The sequence below is a fragment of the Pseudidiomarina indica genome (genome assembly GCF_900104245.1).
Lineage (GTDB): Bacteria > Pseudomonadota > Gammaproteobacteria > Enterobacterales > Alteromonadaceae > Pseudidiomarina > Pseudidiomarina indica.
Window position 1 is genome coordinate 114,626 of the sequence record NZ_FMXN01000005.1, and the last position, 15,566, is coordinate 130,191.

The window sequence follows — 15,566 nt, forward strand, 5'->3', positions numbered from 1 at the left end:
AGTCCAGGGTCCCCTTCGTCTAGAGGCCTAGGACACCGCCCTTTCACGGCGGTAACAGGGGTTCGAATCCCCTAGGGGACGCCATCTTTTATTCACCTGTTTGTTCCAACGTTTCTAGCTGGTCGATTAATTCGAGCAAATAAGGTTCCATGATATCTGCAATAAGCGGTTGAGCATCCCGATTCGGGTGAATGCCATCATTTTGCATATGCGCCTCATTCTGAATGATTGTTTCCATAAAGAACGGAATCAGCGCCACACCTGTCTGCTCCGCGACTTGCGGGAAAACTTCAGCGAACATGTCACTATAACGCGGCCCATAATTGGGTGGAATATAGATCTGACTTAACGCAACTTTAGTATTATTTTGTTGCAGTTGCGTGATAATCTGTGACAAGTTTTCGGCGATTGTTGCGGGTAAAAATCCACGCAAGCCATCATTACCACCTAATTCGACAAACACGGCGTCTGGTTGATGGCGACTCATGACACCAGGTAAGCGGTTTAATGCGCCTTGGGTGGTATCGCCGCTAATGCTGGCATTCACAAGGGTGAGCTCTGGATGGGTAAGGCGCCAACGTTGTTGCAAAATCCCAACCCAGGATTCCGACTGCGCCATCCCATAGCCGGCACTTAAGCTGTCCCCCAAAACGACCAAGGTCGTTGCTGTTGCGTGGGACTGAGGGAGCAGGGTGAAAGCAATCACCGCGAACACTTTAATTAGGATATTTTTCATAGATGCTGATACAAACCTTACAATTAGAAAAAGAAGTCACAACTCAAGAAGGCATTTTACACATACTAGAGCCCATTGAGCTAGCCATTGAAGCAGGACAGACCGTTGCTATTGTAGGCGCCTCAGGATCGGGCAAGTCCACCTTGCTATCGTTGCTAGCGGGTTTAGATATCGCGAGTCGCGGCGAGGTGGTGATTGATGGTGTTGCGTTAAGTCAGCTGGATGAAGAACAGCGGGCACGCTTGCGAGCTGAAAAAATAGGCTTTATTTTTCAATCATTTTTACTTATTCCGAGCTTAACGGCATTAGAAAACGTGATGCTACCTGCGGAGTTAGCGGGGCAAAAAAATGCCGAGCAGCAGGCTCGTGAGTTATTAGTAAAAGTTGGCTTAGGCGAACGCTTAACTCATTATCCCAACCAATTATCAGGGGGCGAACAACAACGTGTCGCAATTGCTCGCGCTTTTATTGGCACCCCTAAAATATTATTTGCAGATGAACCCACCGGGAATTTAGACGCCGCAACGGGTCGCAAAGTGGAGGACCTGTTGTTCGCCATGAACCAAGAATCAGGCACCACTTTGGTGATGGTCACTCATGATTTGCAGCTGGCTCAGCGTTGTCAGCGTATTTTACGCATGGAAGTAGGACGACTCACCGAGGTGACCGCAGATGTGGCATAAAATTTCTTGGCGCTTATTGCGGCAGGAGCTGAAGCGTGGTGAGTTAACCATTATGGCCGCCGCAATCGTATTATCGGTGACTGCAGTGCTCTCCCTGTCGTTATTTACGGAGCGACTCCAAGCCGGGTTGTTATCGCGGAGTGCTGAGTTCCTCGCTGCAGATCGTGTCTTAAGTGCGCGGCAGCCAATTCCGACGGAATGGCTGGAGCAGGCGGAACAGTTTGATTTAACCACCGCTCAGCGAGTGGTGTTTAATAGTATGGCATTTGCTAATGAACAATTGGCTCTGATTGATGTGAAAGCGGTGAGCGAGGGCTATCCCTTACGCGGTGAGTTACGCCTTGCCGAGGAACCCTATGGCGCTGAAATCAGCGTGAATGATGTGCTCCCGAATCCCGGAGAGGCGTGGGCAGCAAGTGCTTTGTTCCAAGAGCTCGGGTTGAAAATTGGCGATACGCTAGAAGTTGGGCATAGTGAATTTGTGGTGTCACGAGTGCTCACGTACGAACCAGATATTGGGTTTGCGGTGTTCACCGATAGTCCGAATGTGTTGATTCGTTATGATGAATTGGCTCAAACGGGGTTGATTCAGCCAGGGTCACGAGTTCGTTACCATATTCTCTACGCTGGCAGTGAAGCCCAATTAAATGCCTACTACGAATGGCTTGCCCCTCAATTAAGTGACGATTTACATAGCTGGCGCAGTATTGCTGATGGTGATAGTCCGCTTGCTCGCAGTCTCCAACGGGCCGAACGTTTCATGCTATTGGCGAGCTTGCTTGGGGTTGTGTTGGCGGCAACGGCGGTGGCGGTAGCGGCACAGCGCTATTGCCAACGTAATTACGACGTGGTCGCCATTATCAAAACACTGGGAGCCGGACGGCGGCAAATTCAGCAAATATTTATTCTCCATTTGCTCTTGTTAACTTTCTTCAGCATAGCGGTAGGGTTGTTGCTTGGATGGCTGATTCAAGCGCAAGTGATTGACTGGGTGGCTCGCCAGCTGGGAACGAGTTTGCCCACCGTCACCGGGCGACCTTATTTACTTGCTGCCGGAACCGGGTTCATTAGTGCACTGATGTTTACCTTGTATCCGTTGCTACGGCTCATACAAATTCCGCCTTTACGGGTTCTTAATCGGCAACTGACGGGGACCGATCGCTGGCGTTGGTTGCATTGGCTAGCCTCGGCTGGCGCGATTTATGCGCTGTTGGTGTTCTATAGCCAACATTGGCTGCTCTCAACGGCTATTTTCGCCGGGGGCGCATTGGCAGCAGGCGTATTGCTGTTTGTCAGCCAGCTGTTTATTCGCGTGAGCCGACAGGCTGGTATGCAAGCAGGGAGTGCATGGCGTTTGGCCATGGCAGGGTTGCAACGCCGCGCGCGTTCAAATCGAGTGCAAATGCTGAGTTTTTCAACGGCAATCATGTTGTTGCTTTTAGTGTTAGCACTCAGACACGAATTGTTGGCTGATTGGCAACGACAACTTCCTGCGGATGCGCCGAATTATTTTGTGGTGAATATTGCGCCAACGGATGTGGAACGGTTGCAACAGGAGTTTGCCCAACGCGATATTGAAGCCGCTGATTTATACCCAGTGGTACCTGGCCGGATGACCGCCGTCAATGGCGTTCCAGTACGGGATGAGGTCACTAAAGAAGCGCGCGGTGATGAAGCTGATGTGAGCGCGCATAACGAGGAGCAGCGTGAAGGCTTTGGCCGTGAATTATCACTGACCTGGCGGGATACGTTGCCACCCAATAATCGGCTGGTCCGTGGCCAATGGTGGGAACCGGGAACCACCACCGCCCAAGTGTCCGTTGAAGCTGAAGTTGCCGAGCGGATGAACTTACAGGTGGGGGATGAGCTGGAGTTTAATATTGGTGGAAATGTCTTCCAACTGCCCATTACTAGCATTCGGGAAGTGAATTGGGGATCGTTACAACCCAACTTTTTTATGATCTTTAATACCGCTGCCTTGGAAGATTTTCCGGCCACCTTTATTACGAGCTTCAATTTGCCAGAACCTCGTAAAAGCGAGCTGTTTGAACTATTCAAACACTTTCCGCAAGTCTCGCTGATTGATCTGGATGCGCTGATTGAGCAATTACGTGAGGTGATTGATCAGGTCAGTGTCGCAATTGGTTTTGTCTTGGTGTTGGTATTATTGGCTGGAATCTTGGTGTTGTTAGCACAGGTGCAAGCAACCTTAGAAGAACGTCAGCAAGAACTGGTGATTTTGCGAACCTTAGGGGCCTCGTCAAAATTACTGAATCGCAGCATTACCTATGAATTTTTGATTTTGGGGGCCATCAGCGGGGTTATCGCAGCCTTGGCGATGGAATTAGTGCTGTGGATACTCCAAGTGCAAGTCTTTGACATGACGCCTAGTTTGCATTGGCGATTCTGGTTAATTGGGCCTATTTCTGGAGCCGTCGTCGTTGCTGTGTTAGGGCGGTTGGCATGTTTCCGATTGGTCCGCCGTAATGCTGCAGAACTGATCCGTAAGCTCGCTTAACACGAGCTTACGGCATTTTTATTCAGTGTGTTGCAGTGCCGCTGCTAATGGCTCGGCAAAAAACTGTGGCCAGAACGCGGCGTGGCTTTTTTTAAAGGCACCAAAATGTCCAATCTGTGTGATCCCGAGTTGGTGTGGGGTGAATAGGATTCGGCGTTGCGGTGCTTGCTGGTAAAAATCGTGCATGATGGTGACGTTGCGCTCAGTAAGCATTTCATCATCACTCAACCGAATTGCGGTGATGGGGGTGGTTACCTGAGCATATTGCTCGTAGCGCTGTTCGACGCCGACCAAATAATGTGGATGCAGACACCAACGCCGCCATTGCTGCATCGCACCGGCCGGTACATCACCGATAATACCCAGTTTGCGGCCGGGGAAATAACCCGCTAATGGAATGAGCCAAGGCGTTACGAAAAACCACAAAAACGCCGACTTGAATTTGAGGCTTGGAGTAGTGTGGCGCCAATAGCCGGTGCCTGTTGCGACAGTAATGACATGATCAATGAGAGTATGATTTGGAATTAAGCCAAAAATTTGCCCACTGATGCTATGAGCGAGCCATACCAATGGCAGGCCATTGGCTTCACGATACGCATAGTCAATCACTGCCTTGGCGTCGAGCATGGCCCAATCCATTACCGTGGTCTTGATTTGTTTGAGCGGCTGATCGACCGATGCGCCAATCCCGAAATAATCAAAACTAATCACTCGATAGCCTTGTTCGTTTAACCATTGGCAAAGGGGTTGATAAAACGCCTGCGGTACCGCCATGGCCGGAGCCATAATCACCACCCCTTTCGGTGAGGGGGTATTCCAGCAGTAAGCAACGATGGTACGTTTCGCTGAGGTTTGGAGTTGAATCCGCTTGGGTGTTTCCATGATTATGGCAATACTTTCAAATAGGGTTTGACGGTGACGTTGGCATAAACGCCGGCTGCAAGATAAGGGTCTTGCTCTGCCCATGTTTGCGCCTCGTCCCATGATTCAAATTCAGCAATCACCAAGGACCCTGTAAAACCAGCCTCGCCGGGATCGGTGCTCGCAATTGCAGGGCAGGGGCCTGCGACTAAGAGGCGCCCCTCAGCACGTAACTGCTCTAATCGTGCCAAATGTGCGGGGCGAGTTGCACGTCGTGCAGCGAGTGAATTAGGAGCATCTTCTGCCCAAATCGCAAACCACATTATTCAATCTCCTTGATATCTTTGTCGCGGTCGGTGTGATGCTTAAACATGTAAGCTCCGGAAAACACACTGAATAACAAGGTTGCTCCGAGCGTTCCAAACACTTTGAAGTTTACCCATGCGTCAAGGCTCATGTACTCCGCAATGTAGAGGTTAAGACCTGCTAAGACGAGGGCAAATAACACCCAGGCGTAGGTCAAACGCAGCCAAGCAAACTCAGGAAGATTGATTTCTTGGCCGAGCATCGCTTGCAGTGGGCTACGTCGTTGCCACTTGGTGCCAATGAGTAAGAACAGCGCGATCGCCACATAAACAATGGAGACTTTGATTTTCACAAACCATTCATCACGTAGAAATAATGTGATACTCCCAAAGATCAAAATGGCCCACATCAGAATCCAGTGCCGCATGGTGACCGGCTCTCGCATGAACTTAATGGCGATGATTTGCATCACGGTAGCCACCATCAAGACACCTGTGGCAATAAAAATATCACCTAATAAATAGAAGATGAAAAACAAGACGATAGGTAAATATTCAAGGATCAGTAACATTGTGATATCCACGCGATTAAACGGACTTCAGTGTGCCAGAAAAAAGTGCTGAGGACTAGATTCATTGTGCGTAACGGGCCATCATAATGGTTGGCTTGCTTAACGGAGGCATAATTCCTATGAAGGTTTTAGTTACTGGAGGAACAGGACTGATTGGCTCAGCACTCATCCCACGGTTACTGGCAGACTACCAGGTCACAGTGACCAGCCGCGCTCCACAACGAGCACTGGAACAATTTGGTCCAGCGGTTCAGGTGGTGCGCGGGATTGAGGAATTGGGCGATTTCAGTGTGTATGACGCCGTCATCAATTTGCAAGGTGAAGGGATTGCTCAGCGGCGCTGGAGCGCACGGCGCAAACAACAGCTTGAACAAAGTCGCTGGCAGGTGACTCGTGAATTAACTGAGCGAATTCGTCTTGCAGCCAATCCCCCTCAAGTTTTCATTAGTGGCTCGGCGATTGGTTACTATGGCGCCCAGGGTGCAACCCCGGTGACCGAACAGACTGAAGTGAGGCAACCGGACGATTTCGCCCACCGTCTTTGCGTCGAGTGGGAACGTTTGGCGGTGGCTGCTCAATCAGCGGAAACCCGTGTTTGCCTACTTCGTACAGGCGTTGTCTTGGCACCTCGCGGTGGGGCGTTGGAAAAGATGTTGCCACCTTATTTATTGGGCTTAGGTGGGCCCATCGGTTCAGGCACCCAAGGGTTTAGCTGGATTCATGTGGATGACATGGTTGAAGTGATTCTCTTTTTGCTTCGCCAGCAGGAGTGCCAAGGAATTTTTAATGCCACCGCCCCGCAGCCTGTGGAGCAACGGGAGTTCAGTAAAACGCTGGCAAAAGTGCTTCGGAAATCGCATTTTATGCGAATTCCTAGTTGGGCGATGAAACTGATGCTAGGGGAATTATCAAACATGGTATTGACCGGCCAATTTGTGCTTCCGGAGAATCTCCAAAAGGCCGGTTATCAGTTTAAATTTGAGTCGTTGGAAGCGGCTCTGCGGGATTGTTTGTTGCCTGTTTCATCGCCTGCACAAACTGACTAAGTCGGAGCAAGAGCTGCTGTGGGTCATGCTGATAAGCGGCAATGATTGCGACAATGGCGGATCCACAGATTGCACCGGCCGCGCCTGCTGCAAGCGCTGCCTGTACATGAGCGGGTGTGGAAATGCCAAACCCTAATAAGGGCGGTGTACTGGCAGCCTCCCGCAAACGCGTTAAGGTTTGCGCTGCGGGGGTAGCCATTTCCTGTTCTGCGCCGGTGACTCCCACTCGACTCAGTAAGTACACGTAGCCTTCGCTATGGGCCGCAATGTACTGCAGAGTCTCTTGATCGGCATCAGGCGGTGCCAATAGTACCGGTGCAATCCCATGCTGTTTAGCGGCGTCAATAAAAGGCTGTGCCGAACGAATAGGAACATCCGCGACCAGCACGGAATCAACGCCGGCCTCAGCACATTGTTGATAAAATTCTCCTAAGCTTGGGTTGAGAGTTAAATTCGCATACACCAAGAGACCCATCGGTAACTCAGGGTAACGTTGCCGAATAGTGCGAATGATGGCGAAGACCTGCTGACGTGTTGTGCCAGCCGCAAGCGCCCGAACGTTGGCGGCTTGAATGGTCGGCCCATCCGCCACTGGATCGGAAAAAGGCAGCCCAAGTTCCAAGCCGTCGGCGCCTGCCTGCACCAGCGTATCAATGATGGCAAGGCTCAGCTCTGGGTTAGGGTCCCCCAAGGTGACAAAGGGAATAAACGCCCCTTGTTGGCGCTGGTGCAATTGTTCAAATAATCGTTGGTAGCGATTCATTGTGGCTCTCCTTGGGCAATGATTTGGCGGACGTGATCAATATCTTTATCACCACGCCCTGATAAGTTTACGAGCAGCACTTGGGGGGCATCAGGTTGTGCCGCACGGCGCAATGCATAAGCCAGCGCATGGGCGGATTCCAACGCCGGAATAATGCCTTCCTGTTGGGCCAATAGTTGGAAAGCTTGCAGCGCTTCTTGGTCCGTCACTGTCACATACTGGGCCCGTCCAGTGGCTTGTAAATATGCGTGTTGCGGGCCTACGCCAGGATAGTCCAGGCCGGCAGAAACCGAGTAACTTTCGTGGATTTGGCCCTCATCGGATTGCAAAACCTTTGACCGGCAGCCGTGTAAGATACCAGCACGGCCAGCGGTCAGAGTGGCACCATGCGCCTGGCTGGCTAGGCCTTTGCCAGCAGGCTCAACGCCAATCAATGCCACTTCGGTTTCCTCAATAAATTCGGCAAACATGCCAATGGCGTTTGAGCCGCCCCCGACACAGGCAATGACTTCATCAGGAAGGCGGCCAATTCGGTCTCGCAGCTGCTGTTTTGCTTCTTGTCCGATCATGCGATGAAACTCTCGCACAATCGTCGGAAATGGGTGTGGTCCGGCCGCAGTTCCTAATAAATAATGGGTGGTTTGGTAATTTGCTGTCCAATCCCGTAATGCTTCGTTGACCGCATCTTTCAGAGTGCCACTGCCGGCATCCACGGCAATGACTTTTGCGCCCATGAGTTCCATGCGGAAAACGTTCGGTTGTTGCCGAGCAACATCAGTGGCACCCATATAGATCACGCATTCGAGCCCTAGTAACGCACAGGCTAAGGCCGTTGCAGTGCCATGTTGTCCCGCACCAGTTTCTGCAATGACACGCTGTTTGCCCATTCGCTTCGCGAGTAAGGCTTGGCCAAGAACTTGATTGGTTTTATGTGCGCCACCGTGTAATAAGTCTTCGCGCTTCAAATAAATTTGAGTGCCATTGGGGCTCTGTAACGGTAAATTCCGACAGCGCGATAATGGCGTGGGGCGGCCTAAGTAGTTTTTCAGTAAGTCCTGAAACTCTGCTTGGAACTCAGGATCTTGTTGGGCGTCGATAAACGCCTGTTCCAGTTGGTCCAGTGCAGGCACTAAAATCTCCGGCACATATTGTCCGCCAAAATCACCAAAGTAGGCGGGTAAGTGGGGGCGTGATGTCATCTGTTTTACTCCTCAATAGGCGGCATCGGAATGCGCCCGTAGCTTCTTAAATGCTGAAAAACTCGGTTGATTTGCCCGGCATCTTTGCGACCAGGCGCTGTCTCAACCCCAGAATTCAAATCAAACTGCTGGATACCTGTTTGTTGCGCAGCCGCGAGATTGCTGGCCGCTAAGCCCCCGGCTAACATCAGTTGCTGACGCTGAGCTGAGGGAAGTTGAGTCAGGTGGTGCCACGCGAACGGTTGTCCGCTGCCGCCACCTGGGCTATCCAAAATGAGTCGTGACGCGCCAGTCGTAGGTAATGTGATTGGACCGGTTACCGCCATGGCACGCCAAATTTGGGTATGGGGCACACGGGTTGTTAAGGCTTGTACAAACGCTTCATCTTCTTGGCCATGCAATTGAATGGCCGTCAGCTGGAGAGTGTTGGCATAGTGGCTGATAAGGTCTAAGGGTTGGTTAGCAAAAACCCCAACATAGCTTAGTTCTGGTGCCCCCTTCGTTACTTGCTGTGCTTGCTCAAGGGTGAGGCAACGAGGGGAGTGTGGGACGAAGATAAGCCCACCATAGGCAGCCCCTGCGGCACGTGCGACTTGAGCATCTTTCACTTCGGTGAGGCCACAAATTTTGTGGTGCCCATAGATGAGCTCACGGCAGGCTTGATCGACATTTGCTTTGGCGGTGAGCGAACTACCGATTAAAAATCCATCGACTGCAGGTGCAGCGGCCCGAATTTGGGCATGCTTGTGATAGCCTGATGCTGCCACAACCAAGGTCTGTGGAGGGATTTCGGGAGCCATGGTTAGGGTGCGCTCACAATCAATGCTCAAGTCATGCAAGTTGCGATTATTGATACCGATGATGTTGGCGTTTAACCGAATGGCTCGTGCAAGCTCGGCTGGGGTTGAGATTTCCGTCAACACATCCAGTTGATAGCGTTCCGCCACAGCCACCAAGGCTAAGTATTCAGCATCCGTGAGCACCGCTAACATCAATAAAATTGCATCTGCACCAAAATAACGAGCGAGCAAAACATGCTCTGGCTGAACGATAAAGTCTTTGCATAGCACCGGTTGACTAACGCTATTGGCGACCACGGCGAGATCACGAAAATCACCGTGAAAATAATCAGGCTCAGTAAGCACCGAAATTGCTGCTGCATAAGGGCTATAGGCGAGCGCTAATTGTCGAGGATCCCAATGCTGGCGCAGTACCCCATGTGATGGTGAGGCTTGTTTACACTCTAAAATAAAACTTGCATAGGGCTGTCGTAACGCATCTGCAAGGCTCCGAACGCTTGGCGGTAGGTGCGCTGTCAATGCTGCAATATCGAGCTGCTCGAGTTGTCGCTGCAGGGACTGTTGACGTGCTGCTGTGATGGTATTAAGCACCGATTGAGACACGATTAAACTCCTGAATTTGCTGTAAGTGGGTCAGTGCTTGGCCAGACACTAAGTGTTCGTTAACTGCATGTGTTGCGAGTTTTAAATCGTCATAGGTGCCATTGACGTACAGCATGGCAGCCACAGTTACGGCCACGGCATCCAGCTGCGCTTGGCTGGCTTTACCAGCAAGGATTTGGGTGAGCAAATGGGCGTTGTAATTCGCATCGCCCCCCGCTAGGGCAGCGACCGATGCGGTTGAGATACCAAAATCAGCCGGCGTTAAGGTATATTCGTGCAGTTCGCCCTGGCGCAGTTCCACCACCTGGGTGGGACCATGAATGGCAATTTCGTCGAGCCCTGAACCATGTACCACTAATGCCTGTTCACACCCTAAGAGGCGGAGGGTGGCCGCCAGTGGACGGCACCATTCGGGAGCGTACACGCCTAGCACTTGAGCATTAGGCCGAGCTGGGTTCAACAAGGGGCCGAGCAGGTTGAACAGGGTGCGAGTCTTTAATGTTTGGCGCGTGGGCATGGCATAGCGAATCCCCGGGTGATAATGGGGGGCAAATAAAAAGCAAAAGTTAAACCGGTCGAGTTGCTGTGCTGCAATTGAGGGATCTTGGGTGACCGAGAGGCCTAAACTTTCCAGAACATCCGCCGAGCCTGAACGAGAAGAAACACTTCGGTTACCATGTTTTGCCACCGTTAGCCCCATGCTTGCCGCAACCAAGGCGGCGGTGGTGGAAATATTCATGGTGTGACTACCGTCACCACCGGTTCCACAACTGTCTACAAGACGCCGTTCTGGCCGTTGAAACTGGCGCGCAGCGCGCCGCAAAGCTCGTGCCGCACCGGCCATTTCTTCCGGCTGCTCACCGCGCATCTTCATGGTGATTAATGCGGCGGTGATTTGAATATCATTCAATTCGCCCCGTACCAAATGGTCGAATAATTTTTCTGCTTGAGCGAGAGTGAGTGATTGTCCCTGCAGTAAAGGAGTTAAGAGTTGCATGAGGGGGTCCTTGTCGCTGAGGTTGCTGCCAATGAAAATAAGTACTGAATCACTTGTGCTAGCAATTGACCGCCTTGTGGGGTCAGGATGGATTCAGGGTGAAATTGCAAACCAATCGCTTGCAGTTGTGGGAATTCCACAGCCATCGGGATCTCATCAATAGCCGCTAGCGGAATGACTGACGACGGCAAGTTTTTCCCCATCAGAGAATGGTAGCGTGCCACCCGTAATGGATTCGGTAACTTGGCGAAGATTGGATGGGGCTGATAGGTCATGGCGTCAGCTCGGCCATGCACGGGCGCTGGTGCACATGCAATGGTGCCACCGACATGTTCGACTAAGGCCTGAAACCCCAAACAAATGCCCAGCAGTGGGTACTGCCCAGCCACTGTTTCAATGAGTTCTAATAAACATCCGGCATCACGCGGCGTTGCTGGACCGGGAGAAAGACACAGCAATTGTCGACCGGCATAAGTGGCGAGTTGTGCGTGAATGGTCGCAGCGCTTAAATCATTACGGTACACCAATAAGGGATAGCCCAGCTGGCGTAGCGCGTCCACTAGGTTGTAGCTGAAGGAGTCTTGGTTGTCGATAAGGACAATTCGATCAGGCACAGTCGGTAACATGAGCGGGCTCCTTCAATGGTGTATTGGCCTGTTGAATGGCAAGGATAACTGCTTTGGCTTTGTGTTCGGTTTCAGCTACTTCTGCACTGGGCTGGGAGGCATGAACGATGCCTGCACCCGCTTGCACAATGGCATAGCCGTGTTGGACAAAGGCAGACCGAATCACAATGCAGGTATCCATATCACCTGCACCATTGAGATAGCCCAGTGCTCCTCCGTAACTACCACGGCGTTGTTGCTCCAATTGGCGGAGTAGGCGAGCGGCAGATAACTTAGGAGCCCCCACTAAGGTTCCCATATTCATGCATGCACGGTAGGCATCGAGCGCATCCAAATCAGCAGCCAATTGGGCAGTCACCCGCGACACCAAATGCATGACATGAGCATAGCGATCAATGGTCATGAGGTTGGCAACATGGCGACTGCCAGGCGTGGCAATTTTCGCTAAGTCGTTACGGGCTAAATCAACCAACATGATATGTTCTGCGGTTTCTTTTTGATCCAGCCGTAATTCCAGCTCTAAACGATTATCGAGTTCCGTATCAAGTTGCCCGTTGGTAGTGCGACCACGCGGCCGTGTTCCGGCAATGGGGTAAAGCTCAACTTGGTTTGTTGCCGCCGTATATTTCAAGGCAGACTCGGGCGAGGCCCCAAATAACTCAAAGGTTTTGCTTCGTAAGAAAAACAAATAGGGGGATGGGTTGGTTTGCTTGAGCACACGATAAGCGGCCAAGGCGTTGTCACAAGGAAGCTTGAAAGAACGGGCCGCAACGGCTTGGAAAATATCCCCCGCTTGAATGTGCTGCTGCAACAGCTCGACGCGTTGCGCGTAGTCCTTAGCGCTGGGCTCGACCGTGACATTTGCTGCCGGAAATGCTGGAAGTGGTGCCATCACAGTGGGCGTCGGTTCTGCCATAGGTGTTTGGCATTGTTCTGTGAGCTGGTCTAAGTAGCGCTGTAACTGAGACTGATACGGGTGATGCTCAGCGTCGCCGAAAAGGCTTCCTAACAACACGGTGGTGCGTTGTTGATGATCAATCACCAGCGTTGTTTCGGCCAAGTAAAAAATATAATCCGGGCATTGGTTATCACTTGTGGCAACGTCTGGAAGGGACTCGAAAGTGGCCACATAGTCATAGGCAAATACACCACCGAGTAGTAGTGCCATGGGGTGTGAGTTGTCACCGCAAGGTTTGATGCCTTTCAGCACGCGCCGCAGAGGTTCAATATTACTGACTGCCCGTAACCGTGAGTCTTCGTCTAAGTTGGGGGCGGGCGTATGAAACTCGTAGCGCAATTGCGTATCGGTCTGTTCCAGTAATTGGCATGGCATGGCAGCCAGTTCGCTGGTCAACCAAGGTAACAATGCTTTCCCGTTGGAGGTGAGTGCAGTGATGGTCACTTGTGGCCCGTAACACTCGAACTCAAGCGCTGCACGGATCAGTAAAATACTTTGTAAATGTTGCCGAGTGGTGACCGTGGCTGACTCAAGTAATAAACTGGGTTGGTTTGGACAGGTCACCTGTTCATAGAGTGCCAGCGGGTCTGCTTGATAGGGCAGTTGCCGGCAGATACTCGTCATCAAACCTAAAGGTATTGAGGGGGCGTCGCTCATCGTTATCTTCCAAGTTGGCTAAAGTTGTATAACTTTTATGACCGCTATGATCGATAAGCGCGCACAAAAAAACCCGCTTATCGAAGCGGGTTTTTGCAATATTTCTGTTAAATACGCACAGATGCATCGCCCGCTAGTTCGGGAAATGCCACCACCAGTTGCTGCTAACGTTTGTGATTTGTGCGATATGTAACACGATTTGGATTCCTTTAAGACTCACGCGGAGTCATGAAACTTGTCTCACTGATGGGGTGACTCTAACGCGATTTAAATAAGCTGTCAACCGTTGTTGATTAACGAACGTTGTGTTTCATAATACGTTCTTTTTGCCGCTGCCAATCCCGCTCTTTAATGGTGTCTCGTTTATCGTGAGACTTTTTACCTTTAGCTAAATAAATTTCTACTTTGACCAAGTGTCGCTTCCAATACATGGCGGTCGCAACAATGGCATAGCCTTCGCGTTCGCTGGCACCGATGAGCTTATCCAGCTCACGTTGCTTCAATAAAAGTTTACGGGTACGTTCAGGGTCACACACCACATGCGTTGACGCTTGGTTCAATGGCTGGATTTGCGCACCCAATAAATAAGCTTCTCCGTTACGAAGAATGACATAGGTATCACTGATATTTACTTTCCCTGCACGAATACTTTTAACTTCCCAGCCTTGCAGGGCAATACCCGCCTCAAATTTTTCTTCGAGGAAATATTCATGGCGTGCTTTTCTGTTCAGCGCGATGGTATTGGATGTTGGTGTTTTTTTATTTTTGCTCATGGGCGTATTATACCTGTGCCAGAAAAAAATAAAATTTGTTTTCATGCGAAAGCATGGAATTATTTCACCCTCGCTATGGATGATTCATCCTGTAAAATACGCTATCATGCCAACCAATTTATAGTGAGTGAGGAACATCATGCCGACGATTGAACGCAGCGCGTTAGTGCCCTATAGCGATGCTCAGATGTACGCGCTAGTGAATGACATCGATGATTATCCCATTTTTGTACCGGGGTGCCGCCAAGCGACCGTTTTAGAATCGACCGATGCAATGAAAGTCGCGCGGTTGGATATTCAAAAGGCCGGGTTCAGCAAATCCTTTACCACTCGAAACACATTAATTCCGTATGAACGGATTGATATGGAATTGGTCGATGGCCCGTTTCAATACTTACGCGGTGGTTGGAGCTTTCATGCCCTGGATCAGCAGGCGTGTAAAATTGTCCTCAAATTGGAGTTTGAGTTTGCCAACAAGATTCTCAGCTTAGCTTTTGGAAAAATCTTTAATGAACTGCAAAGCCGCATGGTTGATGCATTTGTTCAACGCGCACAGCAAGTGTACGGAATGAAGTAACCCATGACTACCACGCCCCAAATTGCCATTGAAGTTGCCTATGCCACCCCTGAACGGCAGCAAATTATCCCGCTTCGAGTTCCAGCAGGAACCGTGGTTCAGGAAGCCATTGAGCGTTCGCAAATCATGCGTTATTTTCCGGAAATTGACTTATCGGTACAAAAGGTTGGCATTTGGAGTAAAACCGTTAAGCTGGATCAAGAATTGCGGGCCGGTGATCGAATTGAAATTTACCGTCCTTTGATTGCGGACCCGAAAGCCATTCGGCGACGACGTGCGGAACAAGCGAAAGATGAAGGGCGCGCCGATCCTGTGACCGGAGGGCGGCGACGTCGTACAACCGATGACGAGTCTGGACAAGAGAGCGAATAGTGCCGTGACGATCAGGTTAATGATCATGCGCCATGGTGATGCTGAGCCTGAACTCGCGCAGCACCGTGGCATCAGCATGGATGAGCAGCGCCCCCTTAGCGCACAAGGGCGCCATGAGGTTGAGACCACAGCGAACTGGTTGCTGGAGGAATTGCAGCAACGGGGACAATCGCAGCTTGCATGGTTGCTCGTGAGCCCCTATATCCGCGCTCAACAAACTGCCGATATCATGGCTTCCCATATACCTTTCCGCCAGTGTGAAACAACCCAAGATATTATTCCGCAAGCAAGTCCGGATCTCTTTATCGATTGGTTGCTGGTACAACTTGAACAGCAGAGCCTGAATGAGGGAACTGTCTTGATGGTTTCTCATATGCCCTTCGTTAGCCATTTGGTCGCGGCGCTTGATGCACGGATGCCCCCGTTAATTTTCCCGACGGCAGGAATTGCCGAAATCGAATTAGATCTCGTCAACCAACAAGCCCATTTTTTACGGATGATTGTCACCTAGCTAGGGGAC

17 protein-coding genes, 1 tRNA gene and 1 other annotated feature are annotated in these 15,566 nt (G+C 50.9%); of the genes, 7 read left to right on the forward strand and 11 right to left on the reverse strand.

Annotated elements, in window-relative coordinates; genetic code table 11:
* Positions 1–8: 8 nt before the first annotated feature.
* Positions 9–84, forward strand: a tRNA-Glu gene (locus BLP64_RS05825).
* A 4-nt stretch (positions 85–88) separates the two neighbouring features.
* On the opposite strand, the gene BLP64_RS05830 is transcribed toward BLP64_RS05825, so the two are convergent.
* Positions 89–736: an arylesterase gene (locus tag BLP64_RS05830; protein ID WP_092592685.1), complete on the reverse strand. Its 648-nt coding sequence runs from the start codon at positions 734–736 to the stop codon at positions 89–91.
* 2 nt (positions 737–738) lie between these two features.
* Here BLP64_RS05830 and BLP64_RS05835 point away from each other — a divergent pair, with 2 nt between their 5' ends.
* Complete coding sequence (locus BLP64_RS05835; RefSeq protein WP_092592687.1) at positions 739–1,419, forward strand: ABC transporter ATP-binding protein; 681 nt, start codon at positions 739–741, stop codon at positions 1,417–1,419.
* Positions 1,409–3,937 (forward strand): ABC transporter permease, encoded by a 2,529-nt coding sequence (locus BLP64_RS05840; protein ID WP_092592689.1) that lies wholly within the window; start codon positions 1,409–1,411, stop codon positions 3,935–3,937. The genes BLP64_RS05835 and BLP64_RS05840 overlap by 11 nt, the downstream gene beginning before the upstream one ends.
* An 18-nt stretch (positions 3,938–3,955) precedes the next feature.
* On the opposite strand, the gene BLP64_RS05845 is transcribed toward BLP64_RS05840, so the two are convergent.
* The 3 genes from BLP64_RS05845 to BLP64_RS05855 are packed head-to-tail and all read right to left on the reverse strand — an operon-like array spanning position 3,956 to position 5,675.
* The gene (locus tag BLP64_RS05845) at positions 3,956–4,819 is read right to left on the reverse strand and encodes an alpha/beta hydrolase family protein (protein WP_176754929.1); all 864 of its coding nucleotides are present in this window, start codon (positions 4,817–4,819) and stop codon (positions 3,956–3,958) included.
* A gap of 2 nt (positions 4,820–4,821) precedes the next feature.
* Complete coding sequence (locus tag BLP64_RS05850) at positions 4,822–5,121, reverse strand: YciI family protein (protein WP_092592693.1); 300 nt, start codon at positions 5,119–5,121, stop codon at positions 4,822–4,824.
* Positions 5,121–5,675 carry an inner membrane-spanning protein YciB gene (locus BLP64_RS05855; RefSeq protein WP_092592695.1) on the reverse strand — a complete coding sequence of 185 codons (555 nt, stop codon included), beginning with the start codon at positions 5,673–5,675 and terminating at the stop codon, positions 5,121–5,123. Before BLP64_RS05855 ends, BLP64_RS05850 begins: the two co-directional genes overlap by 1 nt.
* Positions 5,676–5,794: 119 nt before the next feature.
* Here BLP64_RS05855 and BLP64_RS05860 point away from each other — a divergent pair, with 119 nt between their 5' ends.
* A complete protein-coding gene (locus BLP64_RS05860; protein WP_092592697.1) occupies positions 5,795–6,721 on the forward strand; it encodes a TIGR01777 family oxidoreductase in 927 nt (308 codons plus the stop codon).
* Here BLP64_RS05860 and trpA read toward each other — a convergent pair.
* The 7 genes from trpA to smpB form a co-directional block, all read right to left on the reverse strand.
* Entirely contained in the window at positions 6,648–7,484 is an 837-nt protein-coding gene (trpA, locus tag BLP64_RS05865) for a tryptophan synthase subunit alpha (RefSeq protein WP_092592699.1), read from the reverse strand. The genes BLP64_RS05860 and trpA overlap by 74 nt on opposite strands.
* Positions 7,481–8,683: a tryptophan synthase subunit beta gene (gene trpB, locus BLP64_RS05870; RefSeq protein ID WP_092592701.1), complete on the reverse strand. Its 1,203-nt coding sequence runs from the start codon at positions 8,681–8,683 to the stop codon at positions 7,481–7,483. The genes trpA and trpB overlap by 4 nt, the downstream gene beginning before the upstream one ends.
* Before the next feature lie 5 nt (positions 8,684–8,688).
* Positions 8,689–10,086, reverse strand: coding sequence for a bifunctional indole-3-glycerol-phosphate synthase TrpC/phosphoribosylanthranilate isomerase TrpF (gene trpCF / locus BLP64_RS05875; RefSeq protein ID WP_176754930.1), 1,398 nt, complete (start codon positions 10,084–10,086; stop codon positions 8,689–8,691).
* On the reverse strand, positions 10,067–11,083 hold the full coding sequence (gene trpD, locus BLP64_RS05880) for an anthranilate phosphoribosyltransferase (RefSeq protein WP_092592705.1): 1,017 nt from the start codon (positions 11,081–11,083) through the stop codon (positions 10,067–10,069). Before trpD ends, trpCF begins: the two co-directional genes overlap by 20 nt.
* The gene (locus BLP64_RS05885) at positions 11,071–11,709 is read right to left on the reverse strand and encodes an aminodeoxychorismate/anthranilate synthase component II (RefSeq protein WP_092592707.1); all 639 of its coding nucleotides are present in this window, start codon (positions 11,707–11,709) and stop codon (positions 11,071–11,073) included. Before BLP64_RS05885 ends, trpD begins: the two co-directional genes overlap by 13 nt.
* On the reverse strand, positions 11,690–13,324 hold the full coding sequence (locus BLP64_RS05890; RefSeq protein WP_092592709.1) for an anthranilate synthase component 1: 1,635 nt from the start codon (positions 13,322–13,324) through the stop codon (positions 11,690–11,692). Before BLP64_RS05890 ends, BLP64_RS05885 begins: the two co-directional genes overlap by 20 nt.
* Before the next feature lie 63 nt (positions 13,325–13,387).
* Positions 13,388–13,487: a sequence feature (Trp leader region), on the reverse strand.
* Positions 13,488–13,617: 130 nt separating this feature from the next.
* Positions 13,618–14,097, reverse strand: coding sequence for an SsrA-binding protein SmpB (smpB, locus tag BLP64_RS05895; RefSeq protein ID WP_092592711.1), 480 nt, complete (start codon positions 14,095–14,097; stop codon positions 13,618–13,620).
* A gap of 139 nt (positions 14,098–14,236) precedes the next feature.
* Between smpB and BLP64_RS05900 the strand changes: the two genes are divergently transcribed.
* The 3 genes from BLP64_RS05900 to sixA are packed head-to-tail and all read left to right on the forward strand — an operon-like array spanning position 14,237 to position 15,557.
* Positions 14,237–14,674 carry a type II toxin-antitoxin system RatA family toxin gene (locus BLP64_RS05900; protein ID WP_092592713.1) on the forward strand — a complete coding sequence of 146 codons (438 nt, stop codon included), beginning with the start codon at positions 14,237–14,239 and terminating at the stop codon, positions 14,672–14,674.
* Between the two features lie 3 nt (positions 14,675–14,677).
* Complete coding sequence (locus BLP64_RS05905; RefSeq protein WP_092592715.1) at positions 14,678–15,046, forward strand: RnfH family protein; 369 nt, start codon at positions 14,678–14,680, stop codon at positions 15,044–15,046.
* A 25-nt stretch (positions 15,047–15,071) separates the two neighbouring features.
* On the forward strand, positions 15,072–15,557 hold the full coding sequence (sixA, locus tag BLP64_RS05910; RefSeq protein WP_176754931.1) for a phosphohistidine phosphatase SixA: 486 nt from the start codon (positions 15,072–15,074) through the stop codon (positions 15,555–15,557).
* Positions 15,558–15,566: the final 9 nt, after the last annotated feature.

Excerpts from the sequence above, each read along its gene's own strand:
- BLP64_RS05830 (WP_092592685.1), bottom strand. The coding sequence starts at position 736 with ATGAAAAATATCCTAATTAAAGTGTTCGCGGTGATTGCTTTCACCCTG.
- BLP64_RS05835 (WP_092592687.1), top strand. The coding sequence starts at position 739 with ATGCTGATACAAACCTTACAATTAGAAAAAGAAGTCACAACTCAAGAA.
- BLP64_RS05840 (WP_092592689.1), top strand. The coding sequence starts at position 1,409 with ATGTGGCATAAAATTTCTTGGCGCTTATTGCGGCAGGAGCTGAAGCGT.
- BLP64_RS05845 (WP_176754929.1), bottom strand. The coding sequence starts at position 4,819 with ATGGAAACACCCAAGCGGATTCAACTCCAAACCTCAGCGAAACGTACC.
- BLP64_RS05850 (WP_092592693.1), bottom strand. The coding sequence starts at position 5,121 with ATGTGGTTTGCGATTTGGGCAGAAGATGCTCCTAATTCACTCGCTGCA.
- BLP64_RS05855 (WP_092592695.1), bottom strand. The coding sequence starts at position 5,675 with ATGTTACTGATCCTTGAATATTTACCTATCGTCTTGTTTTTCATCTTC.
- BLP64_RS05860 (WP_092592697.1), top strand. The coding sequence starts at position 5,795 with ATGAAGGTTTTAGTTACTGGAGGAACAGGACTGATTGGCTCAGCACTC.
- trpA (WP_092592699.1), bottom strand. The coding sequence starts at position 7,484 with ATGAATCGCTACCAACGATTATTTGAACAATTGCACCAGCGCCAACAA.
- trpB (WP_092592701.1), bottom strand. The coding sequence starts at position 8,683 with ATGACATCACGCCCCCACTTACCCGCCTACTTTGGTGATTTTGGCGGA.
- trpD (WP_092592705.1), bottom strand. The coding sequence starts at position 11,083 with ATGCAACTCTTAACTCCTTTACTGCAGGGACAATCACTCACTCTCGCT.
- BLP64_RS05885 (WP_092592707.1), bottom strand. The coding sequence starts at position 11,709 with ATGTTACCGACTGTGCCTGATCGAATTGTCCTTATCGACAACCAAGAC.
- BLP64_RS05890 (WP_092592709.1), bottom strand. The coding sequence starts at position 13,324 with ATGAGCGACGCCCCCTCAATACCTTTAGGTTTGATGACGAGTATCTGC.
- smpB (WP_092592711.1), bottom strand. The coding sequence starts at position 14,097 with ATGAGCAAAAATAAAAAAACACCAACATCCAATACCATCGCGCTGAAC.
- BLP64_RS05900 (WP_092592713.1), top strand. The coding sequence starts at position 14,237 with ATGCCGACGATTGAACGCAGCGCGTTAGTGCCCTATAGCGATGCTCAG.
- BLP64_RS05905 (WP_092592715.1), top strand. The coding sequence starts at position 14,678 with ATGACTACCACGCCCCAAATTGCCATTGAAGTTGCCTATGCCACCCCT.
- sixA (WP_176754931.1), top strand. The coding sequence starts at position 15,072 with ATGCGCCATGGTGATGCTGAGCCTGAACTCGCGCAGCACCGTGGCATC.